Source organism: Rhizobium moroccans, assembly GCF_057559155.1.
Window position 1 is genome coordinate 222275 of record NZ_JBHFJG010000001.1, and the last position, 14608, is coordinate 236882.

13 protein-coding genes are annotated in these 14608 nt (G+C 60.5%); 9 read left to right on the top strand and 4 right to left on the bottom strand.

Features of this window, described 5'->3' with window-relative positions; translation table 11 throughout:
- Positions 1–98: 98 nt before the first annotated feature.
- From rlmN to ACE04I_RS01020, 4 genes are all read left to right on the top strand, one after another.
- On the top strand, positions 99–1340 hold the full coding sequence (gene rlmN / locus ACE04I_RS01005; protein WP_487206387.1) for a dual-specificity RNA methyltransferase RlmN: 1242 nt from the start codon (positions 99–101) through the stop codon (positions 1338–1340).
- Positions 1341–1439: 99 nt separating this feature from the next.
- The gene (locus tag ACE04I_RS01010; RefSeq protein ID WP_487206388.1) at positions 1440–2393 is read left to right on the top strand and encodes an ABC transporter substrate-binding protein; all 954 of its coding nucleotides are present in this window, start codon (positions 1440–1442) and stop codon (positions 2391–2393) included.
- A 129-nt stretch (positions 2394–2522) separates the two neighbouring features.
- Entirely contained in the window at positions 2523–3404 is an 882-nt protein-coding gene (locus ACE04I_RS01015) for an ABC transporter permease (RefSeq protein ID WP_487206389.1), read from the top strand.
- The gene (locus ACE04I_RS01020) at positions 3401–4195 is read left to right on the top strand and encodes an ABC transporter ATP-binding protein (RefSeq protein ID WP_487206390.1); all 795 of its coding nucleotides are present in this window, start codon (positions 3401–3403) and stop codon (positions 4193–4195) included. The genes ACE04I_RS01015 and ACE04I_RS01020 overlap by 4 nt, the downstream gene beginning before the upstream one ends.
- Before the next feature lie 59 nt (positions 4196–4254).
- On the opposite strand, the gene ACE04I_RS01025 is transcribed toward ACE04I_RS01020, so the two are convergent.
- Positions 4255–4896, bottom strand: a complete 642-nt coding sequence (locus ACE04I_RS01025; protein WP_487206391.1) for a LysE family translocator — start codon at positions 4894–4896, stop codon at positions 4255–4257.
- Positions 4897–4958: 62 nt separating this feature from the next.
- Positions 4959–5819 (bottom strand): SDR family NAD(P)-dependent oxidoreductase, encoded by an 861-nt coding sequence (locus tag ACE04I_RS01030; protein ID WP_487206392.1) that lies wholly within the window; start codon positions 5817–5819, stop codon positions 4959–4961.
- Positions 5820–6012: 193 nt separating this feature from the next.
- On the opposite strand from ACE04I_RS01030, the gene ACE04I_RS01035 reads away from it, so the two are divergent.
- Positions 6013–7236, top strand: a complete 1224-nt coding sequence (locus tag ACE04I_RS01035; RefSeq protein ID WP_487206393.1) for an argininosuccinate synthase — start codon at positions 6013–6015, stop codon at positions 7234–7236.
- Positions 7237–7290: 54 nt separating this feature from the next.
- Here ACE04I_RS01035 and ACE04I_RS01040 read toward each other — a convergent pair whose 3' ends face one another.
- A complete protein-coding gene (locus ACE04I_RS01040; protein WP_487206435.1) occupies positions 7291–8463 on the bottom strand; it encodes a multidrug effflux MFS transporter in 1173 nt (390 codons plus the stop codon).
- 22 nt (positions 8464–8485) lie between these two features.
- Positions 8486–8965: a MarR family winged helix-turn-helix transcriptional regulator gene (locus tag ACE04I_RS01045; RefSeq protein WP_046796268.1), complete on the bottom strand. Its 480-nt coding sequence runs from the start codon at positions 8963–8965 to the stop codon at positions 8486–8488.
- 228 nt (positions 8966–9193) lie between these two features.
- On the opposite strand from ACE04I_RS01045, the gene ACE04I_RS01050 reads away from it, so the two are divergent.
- The 4 genes from ACE04I_RS01050 to ppa all read left to right on the top strand — a co-directional run bounded on the left by ACE04I_RS01050 (position 9194) and on the right by ppa (position 14607).
- A complete protein-coding gene (locus ACE04I_RS01050; RefSeq protein ID WP_487206394.1) occupies positions 9194–11275 on the top strand; it encodes a M3 family metallopeptidase in 2082 nt (693 codons plus the stop codon).
- Between the two features lie 135 nt (positions 11276–11410).
- Positions 11411–13234 (top strand): translational GTPase TypA, encoded by a 1824-nt coding sequence (typA, locus tag ACE04I_RS01055; RefSeq protein ID WP_487206395.1) that lies wholly within the window; start codon positions 11411–11413, stop codon positions 13232–13234.
- Between the two features lie 198 nt (positions 13235–13432).
- Positions 13433–13939 (top strand): GNAT family N-acetyltransferase, encoded by a 507-nt coding sequence (locus ACE04I_RS01060; RefSeq protein ID WP_046796271.1) that lies wholly within the window; start codon positions 13433–13435, stop codon positions 13937–13939.
- Positions 13940–14070: 131 nt separating this feature from the next.
- Positions 14071–14607 carry an inorganic diphosphatase gene (ppa, locus tag ACE04I_RS01065; protein WP_046796272.1) on the top strand — a complete coding sequence of 179 codons (537 nt, stop codon included), beginning with the start codon at positions 14071–14073 and terminating at the stop codon, positions 14605–14607.
- The last annotated feature ends 1 nt before the right edge of the window (position 14608 follow it).

A 14608-nucleotide genomic window follows, 5' to 3' on the forward strand; every position in this document is an offset into this window, starting at 1 on the left:
GCGATCGACTGAAGCAGGTTTCACGCACAGACATGCCCTTGTTCCCCCGTTCGCTGGTGCGGGAAAGGTCATGTGCATTCGAACAGGAACAGAGACAGATGTCCGCAACCGAGGCTGCTATCGCCAGTCCCCTCAAGAAGCCGCTCGTACCGCGGCCTGATCTGATGTCCGGCAAACCGTCGCTGATAGGCCTGACGCGCGAGGACATGGCGCAAGTATTGAAGGAAAAGGGCGTACCGGAAAAGCAGGTGCGCATGCGCGTCAGCCAGCTCTGGCATTGGCTCTATATCCGCGGTGTGTCCGACTTCGACGCGATGACCAATGTCGCCAAGGACATGCGTGAAATGCTGAAGGCGCATTTCACCATTGCGCGTCCCGAGATCGTCGAGGAACAGGTTTCCAATGACGGCACCCGCAAATGGCTCTTGCGTTTTCCGCCGCGCGGCGCCGGTCGTCCGGTCGAGGTTGAGACCGTCTATATTCCAGAAGAAGGACGCGGCACGCTCTGTATCTCAAGTCAGGTCGGCTGTTCGCTCACCTGTTCGTTCTGTCACACGGGAACGCAGCGGCTGGTGCGCAATCTGACCGCCGAGGAAATCCTTGCCCAGCTCTTGCTCGCTCGCGATCGGCTCGGTGATTTCCCCGGCACCGACACGCCGCCGGGCGCCTTCGTGCCGACCGGTGAGCGCAAGATCACTAATATCGTCATGATGGGCATGGGCGAGCCGCTCTACAATTTCGAAAGCGTCAAGACGGCGTTGCTGATTGCGACGGACGGCGACGGGCTTTCGCTCTCGAAGCGCCGCGTTACCTTGTCGACGTCCGGCGTGGTGCCGGAAATCTACCGCACCGGCGAGGAGATCGGCGTCATGCTGGCGATATCGCTGCATGCGGTGCGTGACGAGCTTCGCGACATGCTGGTGCCGATCAACAAAAAATATCCGCTGAAGGAGCTGATCGAGGCCTGCCGCAACTATCCGGGGCTTTCGAATGCGCGGCGCATCACCTTCGAATACGTGATGCTGAAGGATATCAACGACAGTCTTGAAGACGCCAAGGCGCTGGTGCAGCTCCTCAAGGGGATTCCTGCCAAGATCAACCTCATTCCGTTCAATCCCTGGCCTGGCACGAACTATCAGTGTTCGGAATGGGCGCAGATCGCGAAGTTTGCGGACTTCATCAACCAGGCCGGCTATGCCTCGCCAATCCGCACTCCGCGCGGCCGCGATATTCTCGCCGCCTGCGGCCAGCTCAAGTCGGAATCGGAACGCATGCGCAAGACCGAGCGACTGGCTTTCGAAGCCATGATGATCGCCGGTCATGGCGAGGATGAAGAATAGGGCAAGAATAAGCAGGATTAATCTTTGTCCCCGGTTTCCACCAATTGATTTTGGCTTGTCCTTTCCCTACAAACGCCGAGATCATAAACGGAGGAAAACATGCGCTCGGTTCTGCTCGCCTTTGCCGCCACTCTGGCGCTCTCTCTGCCCGCTGCGGCGGAAAATGTTACGGTCGCCGTGACGGCGATCGTGGAGCATCCTGCTCTCGATGCGGCGCGCGACGGCGTTCGCGATGCGCTTGCTGCGGCCGGTTACAAGGACGGAGAGAACCTCAAGTTCATCTATGAATCGGCGCAAGGGAACCCGGCGACTGCTGCTCAGATCGCCCGCCAGTTCGTCGGCGAAGGCCCGAACGTGATCGTCCCGATCTCCACGCCTTCCGCGCAGGCGGTCGTTTCCTCCACGCGCGATATTCCGGTGGTCTTCACCGCCGTTTCCGATCCCCTGGCCGCGCAGCTCGTCAAGGACATGGAAAAGCCCGGTGGCAATGTCACCGGTCTCTCGGACATGTCCCCCGTCGGCGAGCATCTGGCGCTGATCAAGGAGATCCTGCCGGAGGTGAAAACCGTGGGCTATCTCTACAATTCGGGTGAGGCCAATTCGGTCGCGCTTCTTGCCGTGCTGAAGACGGAAGCCGAGAAGGCAGGTCTGACGGTCATCGAATCCGCCGCCACCAAGTCGGCTGAGGTGCAGGGCGCCGCTCGCGCCCTCGTCGGCCGTGCAGATGCGATCTACGTTCCTACCGACAACACGATCATCTCCGCTCTGGAAGGCGCCGTTGCGGTTGCCGAGGAAGGCAAGCTTCCGCTCTTCACCGCCGATACGGATTCAGTATCGCGCGGTTCGTTGGCGGCGCTCGGTTTCAACTACTACGATGTCGGCAAGCAGACCGGCGAAGTGGTCGTGCGCATTCTCAAGGGCGAAAATCCCGGCGATATCGCGGTGAAGATCGCTGCTGGCAGCGATTTGGTCGTCAACAAGGCCGCCGCCGCGAAAATGGGCGTCACGCTGTCAGAAGGCGTTCTCAGCCGCGCAAGCCGCGTGATCGAGTAAAGAACGTCCGAAATAGTCAGGCACGGCCGCTCCCATCTTGGATGGGAGCGGTTTCGTGTTATTTGAAACCATTCGCCGTCGCCAAAGAAGTGGCGGGGGCGCAAAGAAAAGAGACAAGGGGCTGACAAGGTGAGTCAGATCGCTTTCTGGGGAGCTGTCGAGCTGGGGCTGGTTTATGCCTTTGTCGCCATCGGCGTTTTCCTCGCTTTCCGGGTATTGGATTTTCCCGACCTTACCGTCGACGGGTCTTTTCCCCTCGGCGCGGCTGTAACCGCGGTTCTCATCATCGCAGGCGTCAATCCCTGGCTGGCCGCTGCGGTAGCCATGGTCGCGGGTGCTCTCGCGGGAATGGTGACGGCGCTTCTCAACGTCCGCTTCCGCATCCTCAACCTGCTCGCGTCGATCCTCACGATGATCGCCCTGTTCTCGGTGAACCTGCGCGTGATGGGGAAACCGAATGTCGCGCTGATCAACGCCGACACGATGTTGAGCTCCTTCTTCGGCCTGGGCCTGAGGGAGTTCTACGTCCGGCCGCTTTTCGTCGGCATACTTGTCATCGTGGCCATCGTGTTCGTCTGGCGCTTCCTTGTAAGCGACGTGGGGCTTTCGATGCGCGCGACGGGCGCGAACCCCCGGATGGCCCGCGCTCAGGGCATCGACACGAGCCGGCAGATCTATCTCGGCATGGCGATCTCGAATGCGCTCGTCGCCTTGGGAGGCGCGCTTTTCGCCCAGACCAATGGCTTTGCGGACGTGACTTCCGGCGTGGGCACGATCGTCGTCGGTCTCGCGGCCGTCATCATCGGAGAAACGCTGCTTGGCACCAGGGGCATACTGATCGCGCTCATCGGCTGCGTACTGGGCTCTATCCTCTATCGCATTGCCATCCAGCTCGCGCTCTCGACCGACGTGCTCGGCCTCCAGGCTTCCGATCTCAATTTCGTGACGGCCCTGCTCGTCACCGTGGCGCTCGTTCTGCCTCGCCTTCGTCGCGGAGGGGCCTCATCGTGATTTCGCTCAAGGACATCAAGGTTATCTTCGGGCGCGGTACGCCGCTGCAGAAACAGGCGCTGAACGGCGTCAGCCTGACGATCGAGGAAGGCTCCTTCGTCACCGTGATCGGCTCCAATGGGGCCGGGAAGTCGACGCTGCTCGGCGTGCTCGCCGGCGATGTCATCGCGACAGAGGGGCAGGTGACGATCGGCAACAGCGATGTCACGCGCAAGGGAACCGCGGCGCGTGCGGGTCTCGTTGCGCGCGTCTTCCAGGACCCGCTGGCGGGAAGCTGCGGGTCGCTTTCGATCGAGGAAAATCTCGCCCTTGCCGCACGGCGTGGCGAAAAGCGCGGTCTTGTCGCGGCACTTGGTCCGAAGCGCCGCGAACTTTTCCGCGAACGGGTCGCGGACCTCAATCTCGGCCTCGAGAACCGCATGAGCGACCGGATGGATCTGCTTTCCGGTGGCCAGCGCCAGGCGGTCTCGCTCGTGATGGCGACGCTTGCGGGTTCCGAAGTGCTGCTTCTAGACGAGCATACCGCCGCGCTCGATCCAGGGATGGCGGAATTCATCATGAACCTCACCCGGAAGATCGTCTCCGAGCGCAAGCTGACGACGCTGATGGTCACCCATTCCATGCGCCAGGCGCTGGACTACGGCCATCGCACGGTCATGCTTCACGGCGGTGAGATCGTGCTCGACGTCGCCGGAGACAATCGCAAGAACCTTCAGGTCGAAGATCTGATCGAGATGTTCCGCAAGATGCGTGGCCAGACCCTCGACGACGACGAGCTGCTGATCGGCTGAGTAGTTGTGTTTTACGCAATTCCAGACGCAAAACCGCTGCACACTTTTGCTGGAATTGCTTATCTTGCCTGAGTGAGGAAGATCTTCGCGGCGAAGACGGAAAAGACGCCGGCAAAGGTGTAGTCGATGCCACGCAGCACCTTCGGATTTGCCTGCAGCCAGTTCGACAGCCGGTCGGCGGCGAGCGCTGCGAGCACGTTCACGGGCATGCCGAGCACGATGAAAAAGATGCCGAAGAAGATGAGCTTCTGTGTGACGGCCGGATCGTGTGCCGTCACGAATTGCGGCAGGAAGGTCATGAAGAAGATAATGACCTTCGGGTTCAGGATGTTGACCCAGAAGCCGGTGGAGATATTGGCGAGCGCGCTGCTTTTGGATTGTTCCACCTTCTTGACCGAAAAGCTGGAACCGAAGCGGATCGCCTGGATAGCGAGCCAGAGCAGGTAAGCGGCCCCGCCCGTCTTGAGAATGAAGAAGGCCGTCGGCGAGGCGGTGATCAGCGCGGAAATGCCAAAGGCCACCAGAAGCGTGTGGCAGACCACGCCAAGGCTGGTGCCGAGCACCACGAAAAGTGCTGCCCGCCGCCCTTGCCCCAGCGCCCGGCTGATCGAAAGCGTCATGTCGGGGCCGGGCGTCAGCGCCAGCAACAGGCTTGCCGCGGTAAAGGCGAGGAGGGTAGAAAAACTGGGCAGGAAATCCATGGCACTCTCACGAAAGCCGATAAACCTGCATCTTCAATATCCGGCTTTTCATCGAATGCCAATCATCCGCGTCTTGCGATGAACGCTCTCGCCGCTTCGGCAAAATCGGGATGCCAGCGGGACAAGGGCGGCCTGTTCTCCGTTATGTCGCCGACGGCCCATAGAATGCGGCGTTCGTCGGTTGCGCGGTCGACCTCGTTATCCGGGCAAAGAATATAGAAATCGCCCCGTTCCAGGCTTGCCGTCATGAATTCGACGGTTTGCTCGGGCGTCCAGGCGCCGTCCGGCTTTTCGGTGCGGCCATGTGCCGTCAAACCGGTGTAGACGAAGCCGGGGATGAGGAGATGCGCCGTCACCTTGCAATCGGGCGTGTTGCGCAATTCGTGCTGAAGCGCTTCCGTGAAAGCCTTCACGCCGGCCTTGGCGACATTATAGGCCGGGTCGCCCGGCGGTGTGGTAATGCCCTGCTTCGAGCCGGTATTGATGATGAGCGATGGCTCGCCATGGGCGATCATGCCCGGCCCGAAGATGCGCGCACCCTGTATGACGCCGAGCAGGTTGACCGCGAATACATTGTCCCAGTTGGCCTGCGGTCCGAAAAGGCTGCTGCCCGGCTGGATGCCGGCATTATTCATCAGTATGTGCACGCGTCCGAAACGCTGCAGCACCGCCCTTTCCAGTGCTTCGATCTCGCCCAGCTTCGAAACGTCCGTGCCGATGGCGGCCACATCCGTCTCGCCGTCCTCGGCAAGCGCGGCGACCTCACGGCAGGCTTCGGCAAGACGATCACCCTCCAGATCGGCAAGCACCACCGAGAGACCGAGGCGAGCGAATTCCTTGGCGGCGGCAAGCCCGATACCGGATGCAGCACCGGTAACGACCGCGACATTGTCTTTCTTCAGAGCAGGATGAGTGACTGCCATCTGCGATCTCCCGTTTGATATTGCGGTGCGGTAACCAGCGATATGGTTTCCCGAATAGAGCCCGTCAACATGGCAGGGGTGTTACAGGAGCCGCTTTCCCTTGCACCTACCGATAAACTCGCTAAAAGTGCCGCGATCCCCTGGAAACCGCGGCTTGACCGGGCCGCCTCACCGTAGACGGACTTGAAATCAAATGGCACTCCCGAAAGACGTTAAGAAGGTCGTTCTCGCCTATTCCGGCGGCCTCGACACCTCGATCATCCTGAAATGGCTGCAAACCGAACTCGGCGCCGAAGTGGTGACTTTCACGGCCGATCTCGGCCAGGGCGAGGAACTGGAACCCGCCCGCAAGAAAGCCGAGATGCTGGGCATCAAGGAAATTTTCATCGAGGACGTGCGCGAGGAGTTCGTGCGCGATTTCGTCTTCCCGATGTTCCGCGCCAACGCCGTCTATGAAGGCGTCTACCTGCTGGGTACGTCGATCGCCCGGCCACTCATCTCCAAGCACCTGATCGAGATCGCCAAAAAGACCGGCGCCGACGCGATCGCCCACGGCGCGACCGGCAAGGGCAACGATCAGGTTCGCTTCGAGCTTTCGGCTTACGCGCTGAACCCGGACATCAAGATCATCGCCCCCTGGCGCGACTGGTCCTTCAAGAGCCGCACGGATCTCCTGAACTTTGCCGAACAGCACCAAATTCCGGTCGCCAAGGACAAGAAGGGCGAAGCGCCGTTCTCGGTCGACGCGAACCTGCTGCACTCCTCGTCCGAGGGCAAGGTTCTGGAAGACCCGGCTCAGGAAGCTCCGGAATATGTGCATATGCGCACGATTTCCCCGGAAGCCGCTCCCGACAAGGCGACCGTCATCAAGATCGGTTTCCAGAAAGGCGACGCGGTTTCCATCAATGGCGTAGCCATGTCTCCGGCAACGCTGCTGGCGACGCTCAACAACTATGGCCGCGACAACGGCATCGGCCGCCTCGACCTTGTCGAGAACCGCTTCGTCGGCATGAAGTCCCGCGGCGTCTATGAAACGCCCGGCGGCACCATCCTGCTCGCCGCACATCGCGCGATCGAATCCATCACGCTTGATCGGGGTGCCGCGCACCTGAAGGACGAGCTGATGCCGCGCTATGCAGAGCTCATCTATTACGGCTTCTGGTTCTCGCCGGAACGCGAAATGCTGCAGGCCCTGATCGACAAGAGCCAGGAGCATGTGGAAGGCGAAGTGACGCTGAAGCTCTACAAGGGCAATGTCATGGTCACCGGCCGGGAAAGCGAGAAATCGCTCTACTCCGACAAGCTGGTCACTTTCGAGGACGACCAGGGCGCCTATGACCAGAAGGATGCGGCGGGCTTCATCAAGCTCAACGCACTCAGACTGCGAACGCTCGCCAAGCGCAATCTCGGCCAGTAAGCGAACCGAAAAAACGATCCTGCGCCCGTCTCCTTGAGTGAGGAGGCGGGCTTTTTATTGGCGGCCGGTCAGCCGGTAGAAAACGTAGCTGCCGACGGCGAGATATTGCATGCAGGGGATGATGATGCCGAGCGAGGTCAGCGGTTCGCCGAGCGCGGAGGCGGCCACTCCGCCGGCGAAGCCCCCACCCATCTGGATGAATCCCATCAAAGCGGCTGCAGACCCCGCCATGTGCGGGAAAGGCGCAAGGCCGATGGTGATGATATGAGGTGTCAGGAACGCCATGCCGAAGGTAGCGACGGCGACCGGCCCCATGATCGAGAGAAACGAGAGCGGCAGGAAAAAGACCGAGAGAAGCATCAGCGTGCCGCCCGCGCCGCTGAAGCAAAGCCCGATCACCACCGCCTGTGGGCCGGCGAGATGTTTGGAGACCAGCCGTAAGATGACGGAGCCGCTCAGATAGGCGCCGGTCTGCATCAGCATGCCGAGGCCGAACTGCGCGGGGCTGAGGCCGACAGCATCGATCAGCACGAAGGGCAGCATGGTTCCCTGTGCATAGAGCGCGCCGATCGTCCCTCCCAACACGAGGGAGGGCAGGAGGAAGCGCAGGTCGACGATCAACCCGGCATAGGCGGAGAAGAGTTTCAGCGGCTTCAACCGATCTCTGTCCGGCACCACGGTTTCGCGCAGGAACAGCATGCAGCTCGTCAGGGCGATGAGCCCGAACAGGATCATCAGCAGGAAGACCGATTGCCAGCCGAAGCTCGAGGCCGCCAATCCGCCGATCGTCGGACCGATAGCGGGGCCGATCGCCAGGATGATGCCGATCATGTTCATGATGCGGGCTGCCTGTGGGCCGACGAAAAGGTCGCGTACAACCGCCCTGGAGACGGTGAGGCCTACCGAAGCGCCAATGCCCTGCACCAGACGGGCGGCCAGTATCCACTCCACCGTCGGCGCGAAGGCGGCCATGATCGACCCGACCAGATAGATCGAGAGGAAGGCGATCGTCGCCACCCGGCGGCCATAGGCATCGGAGACGGGACCGGCCAGGAGCTGGGCAAGGGCAAACCCGCCGAAATAAAGCGAGAGGCTGAGCTTTATGGCCGCTTCCGTCGTGCCGAAGGCCCGGACGAGTTCCGGCATGGCCGGCGTATAGATAGCCATGGAGATAGGCCCTACCGCCGTCAGCAGCGCGCCGAGCAGGGTGGTGCGGCGCTCGCTCATGACGGCGGGCATGGGCGCGCAACTATCGGCTTTCATCTGCCGCGGCGGGGGAGGGAGAGCTATTGGCCATCTGAAGGTTGGCGTTGAAGATTTTCAGGGTATCGTCGAGCAGAAACCGGTCTTCCTCGCTCATGCCCTCTGTCGCCTCGACCATCACGGCACGCAATTCGTTGCGCACGCGCTCGATCAGATCGCCGGAGCTTTCGGTGAGGGTGATCCTTTTTGCCCGCCGGTCTGCGGAGCATTGCTGACGCTCTATCAATCCCAAGGCCTGAAACTTGTCGAGATAGGTGCAGAGCGTCATCGGCTCGACACCCATGCGCGCTGCGATATCGAGCTGACGGCTGCCACCGGCCGCAGCAATGGTGAGAAGAGCTCTGGCTTCTCCCGGCGTGATGCCGAGCCCTGCCTGGCTGATGCGCCGCTCGAAGGCGACCCGCATCAAGCGGGCACTGTCGCTGACCAGAAAGCCAAGCGTATAGAGATCGGGACGGGCGCCCATCGTTCCTCACAAAATTCGTAAGGCACGCTTACTATCTTTCCGGGCAAGCGCCAATGAAAAGCGGCCGTAGATCGCGTTGACAACGCAAATGTGTTCGCGAAAGCTGTCCGGGAGGGACAAAACCCCATCGACATGTGCTTTCTTGCCGAAGGTACATGTCCACCGGTAATAACATTCCCTCCGCCTTCGCCTATATGAGGGCGACCTGTCATTTCAAAGGATGTTTCGATGGCAAATTTCCCCAACCCCGCGCTCGTGAACTGGAACGGCTATCACGGCCTGCCGCAATTCGACCAGGTAAGGGATGAGGATTTCGCGCCCGCTTTCGATGCGGCGCTTGCGGCCCACGAAACTGAAATCGACCAGATCGCCAACAATCCAGACGAGCCGAGCTTTGCCAATACGGTCGTGGCGCTGGAAATCGCGGGTGACGAGCTTTCACGGGTTTCGGCGCTGTTCTGGAACAAGGCCGGTGCCCATACCAATGACAGGGTCCAGACGCTGGAGCGCGAAATCGCGCCGAGGATGTCGCGGCACTATTCCAAGATCGGCATGAATGCAGCTCTTTTCGCCCGCATCGATTCCCTTTGGGAAAAGCGGGAGGAACTCGGCCTTACCGTCGAGGAAAAGCGAGTGCTGGAACGCCACTGGAAGGGCTTCGTGCGCGCCGGTGCCAAGCTTGCCAAAGCCGAACAGGAGCGGCTGGCCGACATCAACGAGAAGCTGGCCGGGTTCGGCGCACGTTTTGGCCAGAATGTACTGGGCGACGAGAAGGAATGGTCGCTTAAGCTGTCGGACGAGGCCGATCTTGAAGGCCTCCCTTCTTTCCTACGCGATGCCATGGCGGCGGCGGCTCGCGAGCGCGGCGAAGACGGCTATGCCGTGACATTGTCGCGCTCGATCATCGAGCCGTTCCTGACATTCTCCAGCCGCCGGGATCTGCGCGAGCAGGCCTTCAAGGCCTGGGTTGCACGGGGCGAAAACGGCGGCGAGAGGGACAATATCGGCATCGTGCGGGAAATGCTGGCGCTGCGCGCCGAAAAGGCGGGGCTTCTCGGCTACAAGAACTTCGCGGATTACAAGCTCGACGACACCATGGCGAAAACCCCGGAGGCGGTGGACAAGCTGCTGCGCGAGGTCTGGAGGATGGCGCGAGCCAAGGCGCTGGAGGAAGAGGCAAGCCTTGCTGGATTGATTGCGGAGGAGGGCGGAAACCACGAGGTCATGCCCTGGGATTGGCGGCACTACGCCGAAAAGCTGCGCGAGCGGACCTTCGATTTTTCCGAATCCGAATTGAAGCCTTACCTGCAGCTCGAAAAGATTATCGAGGCCTGCTTCGATGTCGCCGAACGCCTGTTCGGCATTGAGGCCGCGGAGGTCAAGGGCGTTGCGGCCTATCATCCCGATGTCCGTGTTTTCGAGATTCGGGAAAAAGGAGGAGCGTTGAAGGCGCTTTTTCTCGGCGACTATTTCGCGCGGTCCTCCAAGCGTTCCGGAGCCTGGATGAGTTCATTCCAGTCGCAGCACAAGCTGCCGCTGAAGAACGGCACGACGGGCGAATTGCCGATCGTCTACAATGTCTGCAATTTCGCCAAGCCGGCCGAAGGCAAGCCGGCATTGCTTTCCCTCGACGATGCACGCACGCTTTTCCATGAATTCGGACATGCGCTGCATGGCATGCTTTCCGATGTCACCTATCCTTCCGTCTCGGGTACGGCGGTCGCTCGCGATTTCGTCGAGCTGCCCTCCCAACTTTACGAGCACTGGCTGACCGTGCCGGAAATCCTCGAAAAATACGCCGTCCATCATCAGACCGGCGAACCCATGCCGAAGGCACTTCTCGATAAGGTATTGGCTGCCCGCACCTTCGATGCCGGTTTTGCGACAGTGGAATTCACTTCGTCCGCACTGGTGGACATGGCTTTCCACACACGAGATATAGTCGAAGACCCTATGGCAGTGCAGAGGCAAGTGCTTGTCGAGATCGGCATGCCGACCTCAATCGTCATGCGGCATGCCACGCCCCATTTCCAGCACGTCTTCTCGGGCGACGGCTATTCGGCGGGTTATTATTCCTACATGTGGTCGGAAGTGCTCGATGCGGATGCTTTCGCCGCCTTCGAGGAAACCGGCAATGTCTTCGATCCGGTGATGGCGCGCAAACTGAAGAACAATATCTATTCCGTCGGCGCTTCGATCGATCCGGAGGAAACCTACAGGGCCTTCCGCGGCAAGCTTCCCGATCCCCAGGCCATGCTCAGGAAAAAGGGACTTGCCATGGTCGAGGAACTCGCCGGCAGCGATGCCTGATCGGCACTGCAGGGCAGTCCTGCCGAGAGTGGTTGGCTAGCCCCCTTTCGCAAATGCAAAAAAACGGGTATGAGCGCGCCAACGAAATATGGCGCGTCCTCCCGTTAGTGCGCCTCAGCTTCAGAGATATCCAATATGGCACTTCGCAACATCGCGATCATCGCGCACGTTGACCATGGGAAAACGACCCTCGTCGACGAACTCCTGAAACAGTCTGGCTCCTTCCGCGAGAACCAGCGCGTGGCCGAGCGCGTGATGGATTCCAACGACCTGGAAAAGGAACGCGGGATCACCATCCTCGCCAAGGCCACCTCGGTCGAGTGGAAGGGCCACCGCATCAATATCGTCGACACCCCCGGTCACGCCGACTTCGGCGGTGAAGTCGAGCGTATCCTGTCGATGGTGGATGGCGCGATCGTTCTCGTCGACTCGTCGGAAGGCCCGATGCCGCAGACCAAGTTCGTGGTCGGCAAGGCGCTGAAAGTCGGTCTTCGCCCGATCGTCGCGATCAACAAGATCGACCGTCCGGACGGCCGCCACGAAGAAGTCATCAACGAAGTCTTCGACCTGTTCGCCAATCTCGACGCTACCGACGAGCAGCTCGACTTCCCGATCCTCTACGGTTCCGGTCGCGATGGCTGGATGAACGTCAATCCGGAAGGTCCGAAGGACGAAGGTCTGGCGCCGCTTCTCGATCTCGTGCTCAAGCACGTTCCGGAGCCGGTGGTCGAAGAAGGCCCGTTCCGGATGATCGGCACGCTTCTCGAAGCCAACCCGTTTCTCGGCCGTATCATCACCGGCCGTATCGCTTCGGGTTCGATCAAGCCGAACCAGGCCGTCAAGGTCTTGAGCCAGGACGGCAAGACGGTCGAAACCGGCCGTATTTCTAAGATTCTCGCTTTCCGCGGCATCGAGCGTCAGCCCATCGAGGATGCGCAGGCCGGCGATATCGTAGCGATTGCCGGTCTCTCCAAGGGAACCGTCGCCGATACGTTCTGCGATCCCTCTGTTACGGAAGCGATGACGGCTCAGCCGATCGACCCGCCGACCGTTACCATGTCCTTCATCGTCAACGATAGCCCGCTTGCCGGCACCGAAGGCGACAAGGTCACGAGCCGTGTCATCCGCGACCGCCTGTTCAAAGAAGCAGAAGGCAATGTGGCCCTGAAGATCGAAGAAGCCGAAGGCAAGGACTCGTTCTACGTTTCCGGCCGCGGCGAACTTCAGCTCGCCGTCCTGATCGAGACCATGCGCCGCGAAGGTTTCGAACTGGCCGTTTCGCGTCCGCGTGTCGTCATGCACAAGGACGAGAATGGCACTATGATGGAGCCCATCGAAGAAGTCGTCATCGACGTCGATGAAGAACATTCCGGTGTCGTTGTTCAGAAGATGTCCGAGCGCAAGGCCGAGATGACCGAGCTGCGTCCGTCGGGCGGCAACCGCGTTCGTCTGAAGTTCCTTGCGCCGACCCGCGGCCTCATCGGCTACCAGTCGGAACTGCTGACCGACACCCGCGGCACGGCGATCATGAACCGCCTGTTCCACGACTACCAGCCGTTCAAGGGTGAGATTGCCGGCCGTACCAACGGCGTTCTTCTGGCCAATCAGGCCGGCGAAGCCGTCGCTTATGCGATGTTCAACCTTGAAGACCGCGGTCCGATGATCATCGAGCCGGGCGAAAAGGTCTACATGGGCATGATCATCGGCATTCACAGCCGTGACAACGACCTCGAAGTCAACGTCCTCAAGGGCAAGCAGCTCACCAACATCCGTTCAGCCGGTAAGGACGAAGCCGTCAGGCTGACCCCGCCGATCCGCATGACGCTCGATCGCGCTCTCTCCTGGATCCAGGACGATGAATTGATGGAAGTGACGCCGAAGTCGATCCGTCTGCGCAAGATTTACCTCGATGCCAACGACCGCAAGCGATTCGAAAAATCCCGCGTCGCGCTAGGCTGAAAACGCCCTATGTGCCCTTCGAAACCCCGGCTTGAACGCCGGGGTTTTTTATTTGTGCCTTCATTCGGCGCAGACTTGCTGCCAGGGTTAAAAAGGCGTTAACCTTTCCGCATCGTTCACATGAGAAGTCTGTGGGCAATCCGTCGGCTTCCCCAGGCGGGAATGGCGGATCACCTGCAGCGGGACCACAATAGCGTTATGAAAACGTTGTCGATCGATGTCCGGCGGGCCGACCCGCAAGATGCCCGAGCCATTTCGGAAGTGCATCGCGCTGCCTGGACGCAAGCCTATGCGGGCCTCATCCCGCACAAGCCGCTCACCCAGATGCTTGAGCGGCGCGGCGAGAGCTGGTGGCGAAAAGCGACGCGAGGGCCTGCGACCCTCCTGGTGCTGGACGTCGCCGGCACGGTGGCGGGATATGCGACGATCGGGCTCAACCGGGCTCGCGCCCTTCCGCATGACGGTGAGGTTTACGAGATCTATCTTCGGCCCGAATTTCAGGGCGTCGGGCTCGGGCGCCGACTGTTCGGCGAAAGCCGCAGGCTGCTTAAATCGCTCGGCTGCGAAGGGCTCGTCGTCTGGTGCCTGGAAGACAGCGATCACGCGGCCCGTTTCTTCCGCCGGTATGGCGGGATCGACATCGCCGAAGGCATGGAAGATTTCGGCGGCACGCAGCTCAGGAAGATCGGTTTCGTCTGGCCGTAGCGGTTCCGGCGGAGGCTTCGTTCCGGAAGGCGGATGACCTGCCGGACCATTCTTTGGCGAAAGCCTTGTTGCCTTGCAGCATGATTCCCAGTATCGAAGCCCCCGGACAGTTAACCTCATCGGGGAAAAGAATGCGTATTGATGCGATTTCTGTTGGCAAGAACCCGCCGGAAGATGTCAACGTCATTGTCGAGGTGCCGGTAGGCGGCCATCCGATCAAGTACGAGATGGACAAGGAAGCCGGAGCGCTGGTCGTCGACCGCTTCCTCTACACGCCGATGACCTATCCGGGCAATTACGGCTTCGTGCCCCATACGCTCTCCGAGGATGGCGATCCGATCGACGTTCTGATCTGCAATACGCGTCCGCTGGTGCCCGGCTGCGTCATCAACGTCCGCCCGATCGGCGTCATGGTCATGGAAGACGATGGCGGCAAGGACGAGAAGATCATCGCCGTGCCGGTTCCGAAGCTCACCCAGCGCTACGACAAGGTCAAAAACTACACCGACCTGCCGGAAATCACGCTGAAGCAGATCGAGCACTTCTTCGAGCACTACAAGGATCTGGAGCCCGGCAAATGGGTGAAGATCGGTGGTTGGCAGGGTGTCGATGTCGCCAAGAAGCTGATCGTCGAAGCGATCGAGCGCTATCAGGCCGACAAGAAGTAAT